The organism is Methylobacterium sp. DB0501 (genome assembly GCF_011043735.1).
GTDB lineage: Bacteria > Pseudomonadota > Alphaproteobacteria > Rhizobiales > Beijerinckiaceae > Methylobacterium > Methylobacterium alsaeris.
The window spans coordinates 99,460-116,232 of record NZ_JAAKGV010000002.1 but is presented as its reverse complement, the minus strand read 5'-3'; the positions used below and the strand labels follow the sequence as shown (position 1 = coordinate 116,232).

Annotated in this window: 21 protein-coding genes; 12 read left to right on the top strand and 9 right to left on the bottom strand. The window is 73.0% G+C overall.

Annotated elements, in window-relative coordinates:
* The first annotated feature begins 53 nt into the window (after positions 1–53).
* Positions 54–680 carry a Holliday junction branch migration protein RuvA gene (gene ruvA / locus G4G93_RS04390; RefSeq protein ID WP_165081580.1) on the top strand — a complete coding sequence of 209 codons (627 nt, stop codon included), beginning with the start codon at positions 54–56 and terminating at the stop codon, positions 678–680.
* A 25-nt stretch (positions 681–705) separates the two neighbouring features.
* Here the strand turns inward: ruvA and G4G93_RS04385 are convergent, their stop codons facing one another.
* Entirely contained in the window at positions 706–2,079 is a 1,374-nt protein-coding gene (locus tag G4G93_RS04385) for an ATP-binding protein (protein ID WP_165081578.1), read from the bottom strand.
* Entirely contained in the window at positions 2,076–2,792 is a 717-nt protein-coding gene (locus G4G93_RS04380; RefSeq protein ID WP_165081576.1) for a response regulator, read from the bottom strand. The genes G4G93_RS04385 and G4G93_RS04380 overlap by 4 nt, the downstream gene beginning before the upstream one ends.
* Before the next feature lie 242 nt (positions 2,793–3,034).
* On the opposite strand from G4G93_RS04380, the gene G4G93_RS04375 reads away from it, so the two are divergent.
* From G4G93_RS04375 to G4G93_RS04335, 9 genes are all read left to right on the top strand, one after another.
* Positions 3,035–3,349: an accessory factor UbiK family protein gene (locus G4G93_RS04375; protein WP_165081574.1), complete on the top strand. Its 315-nt coding sequence runs from the start codon at positions 3,035–3,037 to the stop codon at positions 3,347–3,349.
* Between the two features lie 335 nt (positions 3,350–3,684).
* Positions 3,685–4,188 (top strand): YbjN domain-containing protein, encoded by a 504-nt coding sequence (locus G4G93_RS04370; protein ID WP_165081572.1) that lies wholly within the window; start codon positions 3,685–3,687, stop codon positions 4,186–4,188.
* A 17-nt stretch (positions 4,189–4,205) separates the two neighbouring features.
* Entirely contained in the window at positions 4,206–5,021 is an 816-nt protein-coding gene (gene proC, locus G4G93_RS04365) for a pyrroline-5-carboxylate reductase (RefSeq protein WP_165082036.1), read from the top strand.
* 149 nt (positions 5,022–5,170) lie between these two features.
* Positions 5,171–5,932, top strand: coding sequence for a TetR/AcrR family transcriptional regulator (locus G4G93_RS04360; protein WP_246736543.1), 762 nt, complete (start codon positions 5,171–5,173; stop codon positions 5,930–5,932).
* Between the two features lie 124 nt (positions 5,933–6,056).
* The gene (locus G4G93_RS04355; protein WP_165081570.1) at positions 6,057–6,635 is read left to right on the top strand and encodes a cytochrome b; all 579 of its coding nucleotides are present in this window, start codon (positions 6,057–6,059) and stop codon (positions 6,633–6,635) included.
* Between the two features lie 8 nt (positions 6,636–6,643).
* Positions 6,644–6,988, top strand: coding sequence for a DUF3088 domain-containing protein (locus tag G4G93_RS04350; protein ID WP_165081568.1), 345 nt, complete (start codon positions 6,644–6,646; stop codon positions 6,986–6,988).
* 40 nt (positions 6,989–7,028) lie between these two features.
* Positions 7,029–7,169, top strand: a complete 141-nt coding sequence (locus G4G93_RS04345) for a hypothetical protein (protein ID WP_165081566.1) — start codon at positions 7,029–7,031, stop codon at positions 7,167–7,169.
* A gap of 270 nt (positions 7,170–7,439) precedes the next feature.
* The gene (locus G4G93_RS04340; protein ID WP_165081565.1) at positions 7,440–8,930 is read left to right on the top strand and encodes an HWE histidine kinase domain-containing protein; all 1,491 of its coding nucleotides are present in this window, start codon (positions 7,440–7,442) and stop codon (positions 8,928–8,930) included.
* Positions 8,931–8,996: 66 nt separating this feature from the next.
* Positions 8,997–9,518: a GNAT family N-acetyltransferase gene (locus G4G93_RS04335; RefSeq protein ID WP_165081563.1), complete on the top strand. Its 522-nt coding sequence runs from the start codon at positions 8,997–8,999 to the stop codon at positions 9,516–9,518.
* A 130-nt stretch (positions 9,519–9,648) separates the two neighbouring features.
* Here the strand turns inward: G4G93_RS04335 and G4G93_RS04330 are convergent, their stop codons facing one another.
* Positions 9,649–10,560 carry a LysR substrate-binding domain-containing protein gene (locus tag G4G93_RS04330; RefSeq protein ID WP_165081561.1) on the bottom strand — a complete coding sequence of 304 codons (912 nt, stop codon included), beginning with the start codon at positions 10,558–10,560 and terminating at the stop codon, positions 9,649–9,651.
* A gap of 120 nt (positions 10,561–10,680) precedes the next feature.
* Between G4G93_RS04330 and glyA the strand changes: the two genes are divergently transcribed.
* Positions 10,681–11,946, top strand: coding sequence for a serine hydroxymethyltransferase (gene glyA / locus G4G93_RS04325; RefSeq protein ID WP_165081559.1), 1,266 nt, complete (start codon positions 10,681–10,683; stop codon positions 11,944–11,946).
* Here glyA and G4G93_RS04320 read toward each other — a convergent pair.
* The 4 genes from G4G93_RS04320 to G4G93_RS04305 form a co-directional block, all read right to left on the bottom strand.
* Entirely contained in the window at positions 11,934–12,965 is a 1,032-nt protein-coding gene (locus G4G93_RS04320; RefSeq protein ID WP_165081557.1) for a biotin-dependent carboxyltransferase family protein, read from the bottom strand. The two genes, glyA and G4G93_RS04320, sit on opposite strands and share 13 nt — an antisense overlap.
* Positions 12,962–13,696, bottom strand: a complete 735-nt coding sequence (locus G4G93_RS04315; RefSeq protein ID WP_165081555.1) for an allophanate hydrolase subunit 1 — start codon at positions 13,694–13,696, stop codon at positions 12,962–12,964. Before G4G93_RS04315 ends, G4G93_RS04320 begins: the two co-directional genes overlap by 4 nt.
* Before the next feature lie 5 nt (positions 13,697–13,701).
* Entirely contained in the window at positions 13,702–14,463 is a 762-nt protein-coding gene (locus G4G93_RS04310; protein WP_165081553.1) for a 5-oxoprolinase subunit PxpA, read from the bottom strand.
* A 166-nt stretch (positions 14,464–14,629) separates the two neighbouring features.
* Positions 14,630–14,818, bottom strand: a complete 189-nt coding sequence (locus tag G4G93_RS04305) for a hypothetical protein (protein WP_165081384.1) — start codon at positions 14,816–14,818, stop codon at positions 14,630–14,632.
* Positions 14,819–15,140: 322 nt separating this feature from the next.
* On the opposite strand from G4G93_RS04305, the gene G4G93_RS04300 reads away from it, so the two are divergent.
* Positions 15,141–15,761: a hypothetical protein gene (locus G4G93_RS04300; RefSeq protein WP_165081551.1), complete on the top strand. Its 621-nt coding sequence runs from the start codon at positions 15,141–15,143 to the stop codon at positions 15,759–15,761.
* Between the two features lie 7 nt (positions 15,762–15,768).
* Here the strand turns inward: G4G93_RS04300 and G4G93_RS04295 are convergent, their stop codons facing one another.
* Positions 15,769–16,533, bottom strand: a complete 765-nt coding sequence (locus G4G93_RS04295) for a sulfite exporter TauE/SafE family protein (protein WP_312891698.1) — start codon at positions 16,531–16,533, stop codon at positions 15,769–15,771.
* A 13-nt stretch (positions 16,534–16,546) separates the two neighbouring features.
* The gene (locus G4G93_RS04290; RefSeq protein WP_165081382.1) at positions 16,547–16,753 is read right to left on the bottom strand and encodes a hypothetical protein; all 207 of its coding nucleotides are present in this window, start codon (positions 16,751–16,753) and stop codon (positions 16,547–16,549) included.
* Positions 16,754–16,773 lie beyond the last annotated feature (20 nt).

Sequence of the window (16,773 nt, the reverse complement as noted above, 5' to 3'; positions counted from 1 at the left end):
GGATAAGCCCCGCGCGATCGGCTCCCGGGCGATCCGCCAGAGATGAAGACGGCATGATCGGCAAGCTGAAGGGCGTGGTGGATTCCTACGGCGAGGATTTCGTCATCCTCGACGTGCACGGCGTCGGCTACGTGGTGCATTGCTCCGCCCGCACGCTGCAGCGCCTGCCGCCCACCGGCGAGGCGGCGGAGCTGGCGATCGAGACCCATGTCCGCGAGGACATGATCCGCCTCTACGGCTTCCGGGCCGATGCGGAGCGCGAGTGGTTCCGGCTGCTCCAGACCGTGCAGGGCGTCGGCACCCGGGTCGCCCTCGGGGTGCTGTCGGTGATGGAGCCGGGCGAGCTCGCCACCGCCATCGCCACCGGCGACAAGGGCGCGGTCGCCCGCGCCCCCGGCGTCGGGCCGCGCCTCGCCGCCCGGCTGGTGGCCGAGCTGAAGGACAAGGCCCCGGCCTTCGCCCCCGTCGACCCGGCCCTGATCCAGCTCACCGGGGCGGTCGAGGCCAACACGGCGCCCCAGCCGGTCTCGGACGCGATCTCGGCACTGGTCAATCTCGGCTACGCGCAGGTCCAGGCCTCGGCGGCGGTGGCCGCGGCGCTCAAGGGCGCCGGCGAGGGCGCGGCCGCGATGGAGGCCAAGACCCTGATCCGCCTGGGGTTGCGCGAACTGGCGCGCTGAAGGCGGCGCCCCGTTCGCGAATCTCCTAGGCGGCCTGTGCCGCGGGGCGCGGCACCGGGACGGCGGCCCGGGGCAGTTCGAGGCGCACGCGCAGGCCCTGCGGCTCCCGGTTCTCCAGGCTGAACGCGCCGCCATGCGACTGGGCGATGGCGCTCGCGATCGACAGGCCGAGGCCGAAGCCGCCGGCCTCGTTGAGGGTGCGGGCGCTGTCGCCGCGCACGAAGGGCTGGAGCATCCGGGTGCGCTCCTCCTCCGGGATGCCCGGGCCGTCATCCAGGATCTCGACCGCGACCCGGCCGGGCCCCGCCTCGACGAGGCGCACGGTGGCCCCACCCGCATATTTCACGGCGTTGTCGATCAGGTTGGTGAGCGCCCGCTGCAATTCGCCGGACGAGCCGCGCACGAGCGCCGGCTGCAGGTCCTCGGCTCGCACCGCCTCGCCGATATCGGCGAAGCCGTCGCAGACCGTCTGCACCACCGAGGCGAGGTCGACGAGGCTCAGCCCTTCGCGGGACTGGCCCTCGCGGGACTGGCCGTCGCGCACGAAGGACAGGGCCGCCTCGACGAGGCCGTTCATCTGGTCGAGGTCGCGCAGGAATTGCCGGCGCAACACCTCGTCCTCCAGGAATTCCGCCCGCAGGCGCAGGCGGGTGATCGGCGTGCGCAGGTCGTGGCTGATCGCCGCCAGCATGTGGGTGCGGTCGTCGAGGAGGCGCAGGACCCGGTCGCGCATCCGCCCGAGCGCGCGCGACACCGCCAGCACCTCCTCGGGGCCGCGCTGCGGCAGCGGCCGCGCCTCGGTGGCGGTGCCGAAGGCCTCGGCCGCCTCGGCCAGCCGCGCGAGCGGGGCGGTGAGCGCCCGCGTCGCCCAGATCGACAGGAGCGTCAGCGAGAGCGCGAGGAAGACCAGGGTGATCAGCACCGCGCTGGTGAGCGGCGGGTGCGGCAGCGGCAGGGGCGGCAGGTCGGCGGCGAGCTGCAGACCGGCCGGTCCGGCGATGCGCAGGTGCAGCGGTTCGCCCGCCTGGTGGTCCGCCACGACGCCGTAGCCCGGCCCCAGGGCCGCCCGCAGGCCGATGATCTCGGGCACGTCGGCACTCGACGGGGCGGGCGCGTTCGGCGTGTTGGCGGGCAGAAGGGTGAGATGGAGGGCCGAGGCGCTGTGGCGCGCCGCCGCCACCACGTCGGCCCGGTCTTCCGCTGGGGCCGCCGCCACCATGTGGACGACGGTGACGAGGCGGTTGGCCAGCGCGCTCGGGCGCTCGTCGGAGCGGCGAAGCTCCGGGCGCAGCAGCAGGAAGGCCACCGTCACGACGACGTGGGTGACCACGATGGCGGCGACCACCAGGAGGGCGAGTTGCCCGGCGATCCGTCCCGGCAGAGGCCCCTTGCCCGTCATGTCGAGATCACCTCCGGGGTGAACAGGTAGCCGCCGGAGCGGATGGTCTTGATCATCTCCGGGTTGCGCGGATCGCGCTCGATCTTCTGGCGGATGCGGCTCACCAGCACGTCGATGCTGCGCTCGAACGGCCCCGGCGCCCGCCCCTGCGTCAGGTCGAGGAGCTGGTCGCGGGAGAGCACCCGGCCCGGCCGCAGGCACATGGCGTGCAGGAGATCGAACTCGGCGCCGGTGAGCGCCACCTGCGCGCCCTCCGGATTGAGGAGCTGGCGCAGGCCCGCATCGAGCACGAAGCCCGCGAAGGCGTGGCGGCGCACGCCCTCGTCGTCGCGCCCCTGCGCGGCCGAGCCGCGGCGCAGGATCGCCCGGATGCGGGCGAGCAGCTCGCGCGGGTTGAAGGGCTTGGCGAGGTAGTCGTCGGCGCCGATCTCGAGCCCGACGATCCGGTCGATCTCCTCGCTCTTCGCGGTGAGCATCAGGATCGGCATGCCGGAGGCGGCGCGCAGGCGCCGGCAGATCGACAGCCCGTCCTCGCCGGGAAGCATCAGGTCGAGCACGATCAGGTCGACCCGGGAATCGGCCATCAGCCGGTCCATCTCGCGGCCGTCGCCGGCGATCGAGACCCGGCAATCGTTGCCACGGAGATAGCGGGCGACCAGCGTGCTGATCTCGCGATCGTCCTCGACGATCAGGATGTGCGGTGTCGTGCTCACGGGTTCGCCTTATGCCGCAGACCGGGTTATGCTTGAAGCCGTCAAAATGCATCCATGTGTTGCTGGCGCCGCCCGCGATACCGTCGCGCAACCGTGCCGGCCCCATGATGGTGCCGTATTTTCCGGCGATGCGAAGCCCCGAAGGGGCGCGTCGAGCTGGGAAAAGCGGGCCGGGAAATGCACCGGGCCGGGAAATGCTCTAGGACGGTGCGCAGGATGCCAGCCCCCGAAGGAGTTTTCCCATGCAGCAGAACCGCCTGTTCGACGACTTCGCCCGCCTGATGACCGACGCGGCCGGCGCGGCCCAGGGCGTGCGCCGCGAGGCCGAGACGATGGTCAAGGCGCAGATCGAGCGCATGCTGCGGGACATGGACGTCGCCACCCGCGAGGAGGTGGAGGTGCTGCGCGACCTCGTCGCGTCCTTGCGCGCCCAGAACGACGCGCTCACGGCCCGCGTCGCGGCGCTGGAAGCGACGCCCGCAGCGGCCAAGCCCGCAGAGACCAAGCTCGCCTCCAAGGCCAAGGGAACGGCCCCCGGCGACACCGCGACCGCCTGAGGGCGGCGAAGCCGGCCGACGCCCCCGGGCTGCACGGGCGGATCTGCAAATCGCGGCGCCTGTGGATAGCGGCGCCCGTGCACAGCAAGCTTCGGTGGATAGCCGGCGGCCCGCCGCCGGCCCGGCGGCTTTCCGCTTTGAGTCCCTGGACTCGCCCGGGCTATAGTGGGTCACGCACTGATTCGCCGCCTCTCAGGGGGACATCAAGTCGACGCTTTAGCTTATCGCCTGCACACCCTCATCGTGCTCGGGTCGCGATCTGCCTTGAAGACGACACGCCGCCGCGTCCGCTGACGCAGCTGTTTCCCGCTCTGACGAGCCAAACTTGGATCGCCATGACCCAGCTCAACATCGACGACCTGAACCGCGCCGAGCACCCGCTCGATGTCGTCGAGCGCCTCGCCTCCCTCCGGGACTGGATCTTCGATCGCGCCGAGACCGACGAGATGTCGGTGGCGGTGGCCGGCCGCTGGGCCGAGTACCACGTCGCCTTCACGTGGATCGAGGACGTGGAGGCCCTGCACGTCGCCTCCGCCTTCGACCTGAAGGTGCCGGAGCGGCGGCGCAACGAGGTGCTGCGGCTCGTCTCGCTCGTCAACGAGCAGCTCTGGGTCGGCCATTTCGACCTCTGGAACAGCGAGCACGTGGTGATGTTCCGCCACGCGCTGCTGCTCACCGGCGGCGCCGAGCCGACCCACGGCCAGTGCGAGACCATGCTGAAGACCGCGGTCGATGCCTGCGAGCGCTACTTCCAGGCGTTCCAGTTCGTGATCTGGGCCGGCAAGTCGGCCCGTGAGGCCCTGGACGCCGTGCTGTTCGAGACCGAGGGCGAGGCGTGAGCGACCAGGGATCCGGGATGTCCCGGCGCCTGCCGGCCTCGCTGATCCTCGCCGGCGCCGGCAAGATGGGCGGGGCCATGCTCGAGGGCTGGCTCGCCGACGGGCTGCCCGGCGAGCGCGTCGCCGTCATCGATCCCAACCCGTCCCCCGCGATGGCGCAACTCTGCGCCGCGCACGGCATCGCGCTCAACTCGGCCGCCCCTGCCGAGCCCGAGGCCCTGGTGCTGGCGATCAAGCCGCAGGGGCTGGAGGCGGCGGCGGAAGGCCTGGCGCCGCTCGCCGGGCCCGGCACCGTCGTGGTCTCGGTCCTCGCCGGCAAGACCATCGCGAACCTCAAGGACCGCCTGCCGCGGGCCCGCGCCGTGGTACGGGCGATGCCGAACCTGCCGGCGAGCATCCGCCGGGGCGCCACCGGGGCCGCCGCCTCGCCGGAGACGAGCGAGGACCAGCGCCGCACGGCGCACGCGCTGCTCTCCAGCAACGGTCTCGTCGAGTGGCTGGAGAGCGAGGACCTGATCGACGCCGTGACGGCGCTCTCGGGCTCCGGACCGGCCTACGTCTTCCTGCTCGCCGAGACCCTGGCGGCGGCGGGCATCGCCGCCGGTCTTCCGGCCGATGTCGCGGCGCGCCTCGCGCGCCAGACCGTGGCGGGGGCGGGCGAACTTCTGGGCCGGAGCCCCGAGGAGCCGGGCACCCTGCGCCGGAACGTGACCTCGCCGGGCGGCACGACCGCGGCGGCGCTCGGGGTCCTGATGGCCGAGGACGGCCTGGCGCCCCTGATGCGGGACGCCGTGGCGGCTGCCAAGCGGCGGGCCGGGGAACTGGCGGGCTGAGTCGCGCAAGCCCCTACGCGCAAGCCCCGTCCGGGCCGCGGGGCGGGCGCGTCGCCGCGGGCCCCTGCCCGGCGCACGGCGCGCGACCTAGATAGGGGAGGAATGCGGCGGGCCCACCCGCCCGTCCATGTGCCTATCGGAGTGCCCTCATGGCCCGCAATCCCAAGACGACCGGCGAGCACGACGGCGCCGGCGACACGCCGGGCGCCACCCGCCTGCCGCCGCGGGAGGCGATCGTCGAGGCGCTGATGCGCCTCGCCGCCGAGCAGCCCTGGAACGACATCGAGATCGGCGACATCGCCCGCGAGGCCGGGGTGAGCCTGGCCGAGTTCCGCGAATGCTACCCCTCGAAGGGGGCGGTGCTCGGGGGCTTCGCCCGCATGATCGACAAGCAGGTGCTCGACGGCGCCAGCGACGACCTCGACGACGAGCCGACCCGCGAGCGGCTGTTCGACGTGCTCATGCGCCGCCTCGACGCGATGGACCCCTACAAGCCGGCCCTGCGCCGCATCGCCTTCGCGCTGCGCGGCGATCCCCTGTCGCTGGCCGCCCTCAACCAGGTGGCGCTCAACTCGCAGCGCTTCATGCTGGCCTCGGCGGGCATCAGCACCGAGGGCCCCCTCGGCCGGATCAAGCTCCAGGGCGTGGTCATCGCCTTCGCCCGCACCATGGAGGTGTGGCTGGACGACGACGACCCGGCGCTCGCCCGCACGATGGCGGCGCTCGACCGCGAGATCCGCAACGGCGAGCGCTTCATGGAGCGGGCCGATGACGTGCGCCGCCTGACCGCGCCGATCCGGGCTCTGGCCCAGTCCCTCACCGAGCGCGGCCGCCGGCGGCGGCGCCGCGACGACACGCGCAACGAGGATGACGGCAATCCTCTCGGGGGCGATCCGGCGGCGGCGATCTGACGCCGCGTCCCTCCACCGGGTTTCGAAGGGTTCCAGGGTGACCGCGCGTCGCGCGCGGTCTAGCCTGTGCGGAGAATCGCCGCACGCGCCGTGACGGCACCCCAGCCCGCGAGGACCAGCCCGGATGCTCGACCTGTCCACCCGCACCCCGGCGACGATCGCCCGGGTCGAGCAGCCGCGCTACAATCCAGTCGCCCAGGCGCTGCACTGGATCACCGCCGCCTTCGTGCTGGCGGTGCTGCCGCTGGCCTGGATCGCCACGAGCCTGCCGGCGAGCCCGGCCAAGGGCTTCTATTTCCAGCTGCACAAGTCGGTCGGCATCACGATCTTCGCCATCGTCGCCATCCGCATCCTGTGGCGGGCCCGGCACCCGGCCCCGCCTGAGGTCTACGTGCCGCGGGGCCTCGCCCTGCTCGGCCGGGTCAACCATTGGCTGCTCTACCTGGTCTTCCTGCTGATGCCGATCAGCGGCTTCGTCATGTCGGCCGCCGCCGGCAACACCACGCAGTACTTCTTCCTGTTCCCGATCCCGCCCTTCATGGAGAAGAACAAGGCGGTGCAGGACCTCGCCGACCAGATCCACCTCGCCGGCCAATACGCGGTCTACGCCCTGGTGACGCTCCACGTGCTCGCCACCGCCTGGCATCTGGTGGCGCGGCGCGACGCCCTCCTCGACCGGATGCTGCCGCGCCAGGACGTGTGAGCGCGACGATGCGCGACCATCTCTACCTGCTGGCGCCGGATTTCACCGATCCGGCCTATCCGGGGCGGCGCTTCTACTGCTGGCATTGCGCCCTGATGGAGGGCGTCCTGGCAGGCTTCCCGGCGCTCGGCGAACGCCTTGAGGTGAGCCGCCTGCCCTGGCCGCGCCCACGGCAAGCGCTGGTCGAGCGCGTCGGCGAAGGCAACCAGTCGCTGCCGCTCCTGGTGCTGGCCCCCGACGCGCCCGACGACCTCGCCACCGGCCGCTACGGCGACGTGCGTTTCATCCACGACAAGGACGCGATCCTGCGTGCCCTGCACCTGCGCCACGGGTTTCCGGAAGCGCATCCCTGACGATCGATACCGGAAGGGCTGCAATGGCCTGGACGCCCCATTGCACCTCGCCACGCCGGTGCGGGACGCGGGCCACGCCGACGCCGCGGCTCTCGCGGGTGCGCGCCGGGCCGCCTTCGCGGTGATCTTCGATGCGCTGGACTGCATCGCCGTCCCGGCGCCGCTCGCCCTACGCCGATGACCGTGAGCCCCCGAAACAGCACCCGGAGCGCCATGGCGGTCCGCTTCGCGACGGATTTCGTCGCACGGCGCCCGCGACTTGGCAGTGGATGTGGCTCGGAATGTAAAATCTCATCACACGCGATTGGAACGATCGCGTCCGATCGTCGCTTCTGCTCCCGCCGGGCGCGTCGGGGTAACCCGGGCCGTTGACGCGGCGCGCAAACCCGGCATGTAACGGTTACAAATCCGATTGGTGTCCACTCTATTTGGCGCAGGGGAACACGGACGCGTGATCGATCGCCGTGAAGACAGCCGCATCGTCGCCGAGCTGGCCCGGACCAATGCCAGCTCGGATCCGTTCGCCTCGGCCGTGCGGGCGACGCGGATGCCGATGCTGATCACCGATCCGTACCAAGCCGACAATCCGATCGTCTTCGTCAACGACGCCTTCTCGAAGCTCACCGGCTACAACCGGGACGAGATACTCGGCCACAATTGCCGTTTCCTCCAGGGGCCCGAGACCAGCCGCGACGACGTCGCCCAGGTCCGCGACGCGGTCGAGCGCCGGGTCTCGATCGAGATCGATCTTATCAACTACAAGAAGAACGGCGAAACGTTCTGGAACCGGCTGCTCGTCTCGCCGGTCTTCGACGATGAGGGGCAGCTCGCCTATTTCTTTGCTTCGCAGTTCGACGTGACGCTGGAGCGCGACCGGCTGGTGCGGCTGCAGCGCGACCGCGATGCCCTCGAGCGGGAAATCGAGCGGCGCTCGGACGCCCTGCGCCGCAGCGAGGAGCGCCTGCATTTCATCCTGAAGGCGTCGCGCCTCGGTTCGTGGACCCTCGACCTCGACGGCATGCGGCTGGTGGCCTCCGACAGCTGCAAGCGCAATCTCGGCCGCGAGCCGAGCGAGCCGTTCACCTTCGACGACCTCGTCGCCGCGATCCTGCCGGAGGATCGCGACCGGATGCAGGCCGCGGTCCGGGACTCGATCGAGAACCGGCGCGACTACGATATCGAGTACCGCATCCGCACGCCGGCGGGCGAGGTGCGCTGGCTGCAGATCCGCGGCCAGCCGTTCTACGACGCCGACGGCGTCCCCTTGAGCATGGCCGGCGTCACCCTCGACGTGACCGACCGCAAGCGCGGCGAGGAGCACCGGGCGCTGCTCGCCGAGGAGCTGAACCACCGGGTGAAGAACTCCCTGGCGACCGTCCAGTCGATCGCCAACCAGACGCTGACCCACGCGACCTCGCTGTCCGAGGCGCGCACGACCTTCAACGCGCGCCTGCAATCGCTCTCGGCCGCCCACGACGTGCTCACCCGCGAGAGCTGGGAAGGCGCGACCCTGGCGGAGATCGTCGAGGAGGCCCTGCGCCCGTTCCGCACCGGCACCGGCGTGCGGTTCAAGACCGGGGGACCGCCGGTCCGCCTGCCGCCGCGTCTGGCGCTCGCCTTCGTGATGGCCCTGCACGAGCTGGCGACGAACGCGGTGAAGTACGGCGCGCTCTCGAACGCGCACGGCCGGGTGATCCTCAACTGGGACATCGTCGACGGGTCGAGCCCGGGCCGGCTGTGGCTGCGCTGGGAGGAGATCGGCGGCCCGCCGGTCGTGGCGCCGGAGCGCCGCGGCTTCGGCTCGCGGATGATCGAGCGGGTGCTGGCCTCGGAACTCGGCGGCACCGCGGAGGTCGAGTATCGGCCGCGCGGCGTGGTGGCGACGGTGGAGGCGCCGCTGCCGGAGGTGGCAGGATGCCAGGGCCGCCCGCCGGCGGCGTGAGCCGCGCCGGCCCCTTGCCAGGACCGTATCCTGGAAGCCGAGGCGGCCATGGTCTAGATGCAGGGCATGACCGACGACCCGATCACCCTTGCGCCGACCCACGCCGACGATCTCGCGGCGTTCAAGAGGGAATTGCAGGACGCCTTCGCGGTCGCCGTCATCGAGGAGTTCGGATCTCTGCCGGACGGTCCGATCCCGTCGGACGACGATCTCGACGCCTCGATCGCCGCACCGGGCGCCGCGGCGTTGCGTATCCTCCGCGGCGGACGAAAGGTCGGCGGCGCCGTCGTGAGGATCGATGCGGACACCCATCGCAACTCGCTCGACCTGTTCTTCGTCTCACCCGATGAGCACGGTCGTGGACTGGGACACGAAGCGTGGCTCGCGATCGAGCGGATGTACCCGCAGACGCGCGTCTGGGAGACGCACACGCCGTACTTCGAGAAGCGCAACATCCATTTCTACGTGAACAAGTGCGGCTTCAGGATCATCGAGTTCTTCAGCGCGCGGCATCCGGATCCGCACAGGCCCGGCCCGGGCGATCTGCCCGGTGGGGACGAGGGATTCCGGTTCGAAAAGATCATGTGATAAGAAGTCCGGAAGATCCCTTCCAGACTTCTTATCACCGGCCCGCGCGGCGCTTGAGCGAAGCCGACTTCCGCATGGCGAAGCACGCAGCCGGATTTCGCATGAGGCGGCGGCGGGCGCGCTTCGCCGGTCATCCCGCCGTTCGCGCCGAGCGGGAGGCGGGCTCCCCCTCCCCGCTCAACCACCGCACCACGGGCGCCAGCCGCTGCCCCTCCCCGCCCTCCGGCACGATCAGGCGCAACGGCGGCCCCGCCACCACCCTGTCCCCGAACGGCGCGACGAGGCGTCCCTCGGCGAGGAACTTTCCCACCAGGGCGCCGTGGCCGATGAGGACCCCGCTGCCAGCGAGCGCGGCGTCGAGGGCGATGCCGTAGAGCGAGAACGCCGCCTCCCGGGCCGGGCGCACCGCCCCGGGGCCGTGGGCGTGGAGCCAGCGCGGCCAGTCCTCGCGCCAGACCGAATCGTGCAGCAGCGTCGCCCCGCTCAAATCGGCCGGCCGGCGCAGCCGCGCCGCCAGGGCGGGCGCGCAGACCGGAAACAGGTCGTCCCGGGCGAGCACCGCGGAGGTGCAGCCGGCGGGCGCCGCCTCGCCGAAATACAACCCGAGATCGACGAGTTCGCGGGCATAGTCCGGCGGCTCGTCGCGGGTCAGGATGGCGACGTCGAGGTCGAAGGCGGCCTGGAGCGCGGGAAGCCGGGGCGCGAGCCAGAGCTGGGCGATACAGGGCAGGGCCGCCAGCGTCAGCTCCCGCGGCCGGCCGACCGCGCGCATCGTCCGCACCGCCCCGTTGAGCGCGTCGAACGCCGCGCTGAGGGCGGGCAGCACCGCCCTCCCCTCCGGGCTCAGGACGAGGCCGTTCGGCAGGCGGTGGAAGAGCGGCCGGCCGAGCCAGGCCTCGAGCCCCTTCACCTGCGTGCCGATCGCCGCCGGCGTGACGTTGAGTTCCCGCGCCGCCGCGACGTAGCCGCCCTGGCGCGCCGCCGCCTCGAAGGCGCGCAAGGCAGTGAGGGAGGGGGGAGAGGGCCGGCCGCCCGGATCCATCGCGAGGCCCCTGTCGATGAGGCCAAGATTTTCTTGGCCTGACCCCCGGTTTATCCCGTTTGCCGACCGTCGGGGCAAGCCCGATCCTGAGGGCCCTGCCAGAGACGACGGGTCCTTGCGATGCATCTCCTCCACGACGGCTATTTCGACCGGGGCCTCGACGCCGACCCGGAGCTCGCCGCCTCGATCCGCGGGGAACTCGCCCGCCAGCGGGACGGGATCGAGCTGATCGCCTCGGAGAACATCGTCTCGCGGCTGGTGCTGGAGGCGCAGGGCTCGGTCCTGACCAACAAGACCGTCGAGGGGCTGCCCTATGCCCGCTATTACGGCGGCGCCGAGCATGCCGACGCCATCGAGGCCCTGGCGGTCACCCGGGCGACGCGGCTGTTCGGCTGCCGCTTCGCCAACGTGCAGCCGCATTCGGGCTCGAACGCCAATGCGGGCGTGTTCCTCGGCCTGCTCACGCTCGGCGACACGATCCTGTCGATGGGCGTCGAGGCCGGCGGCCATATCAGCCACGGCCACCCGGCGACCCTGACCGGCCGCGACTACCGGATCGTCCGCTACGGCGTCGCGCGCGACAGCGAGCGAGTCGAGCTCGACTCCGTCGCGCGGCTCGCCCGCGAGCACAAACCGAAGATGATCGTCGCCGGCGGCTCGGCCTATGCCCGCGCCCTCGACTTCGCGGGGCTGCGGGCCATCGCCGACGAGGTCGGGGCGCTCCTGCTGGTCGACATGGCGCATTTCGCCGGCCTCGTCGCCACCGGGCTCTACCCGCACCCCTTCCCGCACGCCCACGTGGTGACCTCGACCACCTACAAGTCCCTGCGCGGCGCCCGCGGCGGGCTGGTCCTGTGGAACGATCCGGCCCTGTCGGACCGGATCAACCACGGCATCTTCCCGGGGGTGCAGGGCTCGGTGATGATGCACGCCGTCGCCGCCAAGGCGGCCTGCTTCGGCGAGGCCTTGGCGCCGGAATTCGCCGCCTACAACCGGGCGGTGCTCGACAATGCGAGGTCGCTCGCCGCCAGCGTCGCCGAGGCCGGGATGCGCCTCGTCGCCGGCGGCACCGATTGCGGGCTGATGCTGGTGGATCTCTCGCCCCAGGGGGTCACCGGCGACGTGGCCGCGAAGGCGCTCGAGGCGGCGGGGCTCGCCGTCAACAAGAACCAGATCCCCTTCGACACCCGCCCGCCCGAGGCACCCTCGGGCCTGCGCCTGTCCTCGAATGCCGGCACCGCCCGGGGCTTCGGCACCGGGGAATTTCGCGAGATCGGCCGCTGGATCGCCCGGGTGGTCTCAGGCCCCCACGACGAGGCCGGGCTGGCCGCGGTCCGGGAGGAGGTGCTGGCGATGTGCCGGCGGTTCCCGATCTACGGGGGGTGAGCCCCCGCCCCGTCCACCACGCCGCCGATCAGGTTGCGCCCGAGCAGGAACTCGGCGCTGAAATCGGTGCGGATCAGGGGCTCCATCGCCACCGGGCCGGCGAGCGCCACCGCCTCGGCCCGGCGCGCCGCCACCGCCTCGGCGCGGTCGACCGCCCGGAAGCGGATCCGCGTGCCGCCCTGCGCCTGGGCCAGCCGCCCGAGATCCGGGCCGATCACCGTGGCGATCTTCGGGTAGCCGCCGGTGGATTGCCGGTCGGCCATCAGGACGATCGGCCAGCCCTCCCCCGGCACCTGGATCGCCCCCATGGCGATGCCGTCCGAGACGATGTTGTAGCCCTTGGCGTGGGTGAGCGGCGTGCCGTCGAGGAAGCAGGCCATCCGGTCGCCCTTGGTGGTCACCGTCCAGGGGCCGGCCAGGAAGGCGGCGATCTGGTCCCGGCTGAAGAAATCGTCCTGCGGGCCCAGCACCACGCGTATCTCCTCCGGCGGGCGCACGAGCCAGGGCGCCACCAGGGCGTGCGGGTCGGAAGGTCCCGGGCGAGCCTCCGCCACGGGGAGCCGGTCGCCGGCCCGGAGCGCCCGCCCGTCGAGGCCGCCGAAGCCGGAGCGGGTATGGGTCGCGGTCGAGCCGAGGGTGGGGCTGAGGTCGAGGCGGCCCGCCACGGCGAGATACGTCCAGGCCCCTGCCCGGCCCGCCCGCACGACGAGGTGGCTGCCGGGATGGAGCGTCAGCGCGCAGGCCGGCGGCATCGGCGCCCCGTCGAGGCTGATCCGGAACTCGCCGCCGGCGAGCGCGATCCCGAGGGGGCCGCCCTCCGCCGTCACCTCGACGCCGCCGAGCGACACTTCGAGCGCCGTGGTGCCGGGCGGGTTGCCGAGCGCCCGGTTGGCGGTGGCATGGGCGAGCGGGTCCATCGGCCCGGCGGCGGTGATGCCGTAGCGCAGGTAGCCGTGGCGGCCGCCATCCTGCAGCGTCACGCCGGGGCCGGCCGAGAGGAGGCTGAGTGTCGCGGTCATGCGGCCTCGCGGCGCTGGGCGACGCATTCGCCGGCGGCGGCGCGGCGATCGAGGGCCGCGAAGGTGGCGGCGTCGATCGCCTCGAAGCGCAGGGTGTCGCCGACGGCGACCGGGAAGGGATCGGGCCGGTGCGGCGCGTAGAGCCGCTCCGGCGTGCGGCCGACGACGTACCAGCCGGTCGGCATCGGGAAGGTGCCGACCGCAGCCAGCCCGCCGCCGATCAGGAGCGCGTTGGCCGGGTGCGGCGGGCGCGGAGTGGCGCGGCGCGAGACCGCCAGCTCCGTCGGCAGGCCGCCCAGATAGGCGAAGCCCGGGGCGAAGCCGTACATGTAGACCCGGTACTCGGCTCCCCCGTGAAGCGCGGCGACGCGCTCGACCGTCAAGCCCGTCGCCTGCGCCACGGCGCCGATATCCTCGGCGCAATCCGGATCGTAGCAGCAGGGCAGCGTCCACAGGGCGGCGCCCGCCCGCGCCGCGCCGGGCCGGGCGGCGAGCGCCAGCACCCGCGCGGCGAGGTCGTCGCGATCGAGCACCAGGGGATCGTAGTGGATCATCAGCGAACGGTAGGTCGGCACCGTCTCGCGCAGGCCCTCCGGCGGCGCGGCGCGAAGCGCATCGTCGAGGGCCAGCACCCGGTCATGGACGGCCGGATCGACGGTGGTGCCGAACTCCGCCACCAGGGCGGCCTCGCCGGCATCGAGGAGGCGAGGGCTTTCCGAGACGGACGGCATGGGCGTCAGGCCCGGAACGGGGCGAGGCGCACGCCGGCGCCCTCGAGCCGCGCACGCACCGCCCGGGCGGTGGCGACGGCGTGGGCGGAATCGCCGTGGACGCAGACCGAGCGGATCGGCGTCGGCAGGCGCCGGCCGCTCGCCGCGATGATCGCCCCCTCCTGCACCATCGCGAGCACCCGGTCGGCGGCCTTCGCCTCGTCGGTGATCATCGCCCCGGGCTGGCCGCGGGGGATCAGGAACCCGGCCTCGGTGTAGCCGCGATCGGCGAAGATCTCCTGGTGCACGTCGAGTCCCTGCGCCTCCCCCGCCCCGACCTGGGCCGTGAGCGCGATGGCGAGCAGCGACAGCGACGGGTCGACGGCCCTGACCGCCCGGGCGATGGCATCCGCCACCTCCCGCTCGACCGCCGCCAGGTTGGCGAGCGCCCCATGCGCCTTGACGTAGGTGAGGCGGTGGCCCGCATAAGCCGCGAGCCCCGCCGCGGCGCCGACCTGGTAGGCGACCAGCCGCTCGACCTCGCCGGGGGTGAAGGGCAGCACCCGTCGGCCGAAGCCCCACAGGTCCGGATAGCCCGGATGGGCGCCGACCGCGACGCCGCGCTCGCGGGCGATGGCGAAGGTGCGGGCCATGATCTCCGGATCGCCGGCATGCAGGCCGCAGGCGACGTTGGCCGAGGTCACCACCTCCAGCATCGCCGCGTCGTCGCCGCAGCGATAATCGCCGAAGCCCTCGCCGAGGTCCGAATTGAGGTCGATGGACAGCATGGCGGGCACTCCGGACGGGAACGGCGGGCCTCAGTCGTGGCATCGCGACCGCCCCCCTTGCAACCCGCGGGCCGCGCCGGCCCGGGTTGTCCCCCATGCTCTCCGCGCCGGCCGGTGCGTTCCCGCACCATGGGCCGGTTCAGAGCGCCAAGGCACGCTTTGCCGGTCAGAGCGCCAAAGCGCTCTTGGCGAGCCAGAGCACGCCCCAGCCGAGCAGGCCGAACCAGGCCAGCACCAGGGGCACGCCGACCGCGAGGGTGAGCACCATGGCCGCCTGCCGCATCCTGGTCTCGAATGACGCGGCGACGGCAGCGGCCTGTCCCACCGCGGACGCCTTCGTGTCGAAATGGATCATCGCTGTCGGTTCCCGTGAGATCTCGGCACCCCGGTGGCAAGCGCCGGGCCCGACGCTGCGGCGGTGACCGGGCGCGGCCAGCCGGGGCGGGACGGACCGGGTTCCTCGACGAAAACGGGACCCGATGACGCGGAGCACGCCGGACCGGGACAATGCCCCGCGTGACAGTGCAGTTAATTCTTCACCCCTGCGCGTGGACGCCATCACCGCGCGCCGCTACCTTGAACAGCACGGTCAGGTTGCGACGACCGCTGCGCGGTCCGCTCCTGCCGCGGAACCGAGGAAGCGGGCAGGCCGCCCCTGCCGATCCGGAGGTGCGATCATGCGTGACGGGATGCGCCGCTCGGCCGGCCTCGCTCTCCTGCTCGGGATCCTGTGCGCGCCGCCGGCGCGGGCTCAGGACCAGCCGGACCAGACCCCATCCCCACCGGCCGCCCGCCCCTGGAGCGATCCGCCGACGAAGCCGGTGGACCTGCCGGGGGCGGCCGAGCCCGCGACCCGATCCTCGGCCGGTCCCGCGCCTGCCGAGACGCGGCGCCCGGCCTCGGCTTCCGCCCGGCCCGCGCGCCCCGCCACCCGGACCGCCGCGCGAGCGGCCCGGGCGACCCCGCGGGCTCGCCACGCCGAGCGCCGGACCATCGTGCGGCGCGAGGCCGAGACGCGGGTGGCGGCGCGGCCGAGACGGCGGAGCGTGGTCGAGGCGCCGCCCTCCTGGTCCACCGCCGCCCGGCCCCCCGCCTACCGGGCGCCGCCGACGCGGGTCGCTCGCCCCCTGCCGCCGGAGATGCGCGGCAGCGACGTCGACCTCTGGGTCGATGCCCGCGCCGACCGGATCCGCCGGGCCCAGGATGGCGGCTTCCTGGTGATGCGCCGCACCACCGTCGAGGATCCGATGGGCCGGCGGATGCAGATCCTGCGGCCCTTCGACGACGAGGACGAGTAGGCGCAGCTCACAGCCACAGCCGCACGGCGAGGTGGGCGCCGAGCAGCAGCAGGCCGACGAGGAAGGCGCGCCGGAAGGTCTGGGCGGAGACCCGGCCGCGCAGCCATTGCCCGGCGGCCATGCCGAGGAGCGCCGGCGCCAGGGCGACCAGGGAGGCGGCCCCGGCCGCGAGCGGCAGCGCCCCCTCCCGGGCGAGGCCGGCGGCAAGCGCCACCGTCGAGACCGTGAAGGACAGGCCGAGGGCCTGGATCAGGTCGTCCCGGCCGAGATTCAGCGCCTGGAGGTAGGGCACCGCCGGGATGACGAAGACCCCGGTCGCCCCGGTGACGAGGCCGGTGGCGAGCCCGACGAGGGGCGACAGCCACGGCTCGGCCCGGGCCGGCACCCGCAGGGAGAGGCCGGCGAGCCCGGTCGCGGCATAGGCTACCAGGGCGAGGCCGAGGGCGCCCGCCGGCCCCCGCCCCGTCGCGCCGGCGATCAGCCCGGCGCTCGCCACGGTGCCGGCGGCGATGGCCGCCATCATCGGCCAGAGCCGCCGCGTAAGGGCTCCGACGCCCGGGCCGGCGAGCAGCTGCCAGATGTTGGTGACGAAGGAGGGCACGATCAGCAGGGCCGCGGCGTGCGCGGGCGCCATCACGGTGGCGAGGAGCCCCACCGCCACCGTCGGCAGGCCGAGGCCGATCACGCCCTTGACGAAGCCGGCGAGCAGGAACGTGGCGAGGATCACCGCCCAGCCGAACGGGCCGAAGCCCCCGGAGAGGAAATCGGTCACGTGCGGGTCCCGTTCAGTCGCGGCCGGCCATGTCCCGGAGCATCGTCTCCGAGCTCGGCAGCGGGCGGCCGGCCGCCCCGGGCTGCGCGATCCGCGGAGAGACCGAGGCATCGACCGGATGCCCTTCGAGGAGAAGCCCGGCGGCCAGGATCGCCAGGGCGAGGGCGACGAGCCCGAGCGGGCCCGGACCTCCGGGGCTGAGCGGCGTGGGCGGTGACACGGGCGGTGACATGGGCGGCG

What these genes read in the sequence shown, in the direction of transcription:
- G4G93_RS04385 (WP_165081578.1), bottom strand. Translation starts at nt 2,079, where the DNA reads ATGACGGGCAAGGGGCCTCTGCCGGGACGGATCGCCGGGCAACTCGCC.
- G4G93_RS04320 (WP_165081557.1), bottom strand. Translation starts at nt 12,965, where the DNA reads ATGACCGCGACACTCAGCCTCCTCTCGGCCGGCCCCGGCGTGACGCTG.
- G4G93_RS04315 (WP_165081555.1), bottom strand. Translation starts at nt 13,696, where the DNA reads ATGCCGTCCGTCTCGGAAAGCCCTCGCCTCCTCGATGCCGGCGAGGCC.
- G4G93_RS04350 (WP_165081568.1), top strand. Translation starts at nt 6,644, where the DNA reads ATGCGCGACCATCTCTACCTGCTGGCGCCGGATTTCACCGATCCGGCC.
- G4G93_RS04310 (WP_165081553.1), bottom strand. Translation starts at nt 14,463, where the DNA reads ATGCTGTCCATCGACCTCAATTCGGACCTCGGCGAGGGCTTCGGCGAT.
- glyA (WP_165081559.1), top strand. Translation starts at nt 10,681, where the DNA reads ATGCATCTCCTCCACGACGGCTATTTCGACCGGGGCCTCGACGCCGAC.
- G4G93_RS04300 (WP_165081551.1), top strand. Translation starts at nt 15,141, where the DNA reads ATGCGTGACGGGATGCGCCGCTCGGCCGGCCTCGCTCTCCTGCTCGGG.
- G4G93_RS04370 (WP_165081572.1), top strand. Translation starts at nt 3,685, where the DNA reads ATGACCCAGCTCAACATCGACGACCTGAACCGCGCCGAGCACCCGCTC.
- G4G93_RS04330 (WP_165081561.1), bottom strand. Translation starts at nt 10,560, where the DNA reads ATGGATCCGGGCGGCCGGCCCTCTCCCCCCTCCCTCACTGCCTTGCGC.
- G4G93_RS04335 (WP_165081563.1), top strand. Translation starts at nt 8,997, where the DNA reads ATGACCGACGACCCGATCACCCTTGCGCCGACCCACGCCGACGATCTC.
- G4G93_RS04375 (WP_165081574.1), top strand. Translation starts at nt 3,035, where the DNA reads ATGCAGCAGAACCGCCTGTTCGACGACTTCGCCCGCCTGATGACCGAC.
- ruvA (WP_165081580.1), top strand. Translation starts at nt 54, where the DNA reads ATGATCGGCAAGCTGAAGGGCGTGGTGGATTCCTACGGCGAGGATTTC.
- proC (WP_165082036.1), top strand. Translation starts at nt 4,206, where the DNA reads ATGTCCCGGCGCCTGCCGGCCTCGCTGATCCTCGCCGGCGCCGGCAAG.
- G4G93_RS04355 (WP_165081570.1), top strand. Translation starts at nt 6,057, where the DNA reads ATGCTCGACCTGTCCACCCGCACCCCGGCGACGATCGCCCGGGTCGAG.
- G4G93_RS04360 (WP_246736543.1), top strand. Translation starts at nt 5,171, where the DNA reads ATGGCCCGCAATCCCAAGACGACCGGCGAGCACGACGGCGCCGGCGAC.
- G4G93_RS04305 (WP_165081384.1), bottom strand. Translation starts at nt 14,818, where the DNA reads ATGATCCATTTCGACACGAAGGCGTCCGCGGTGGGACAGGCCGCTGCC.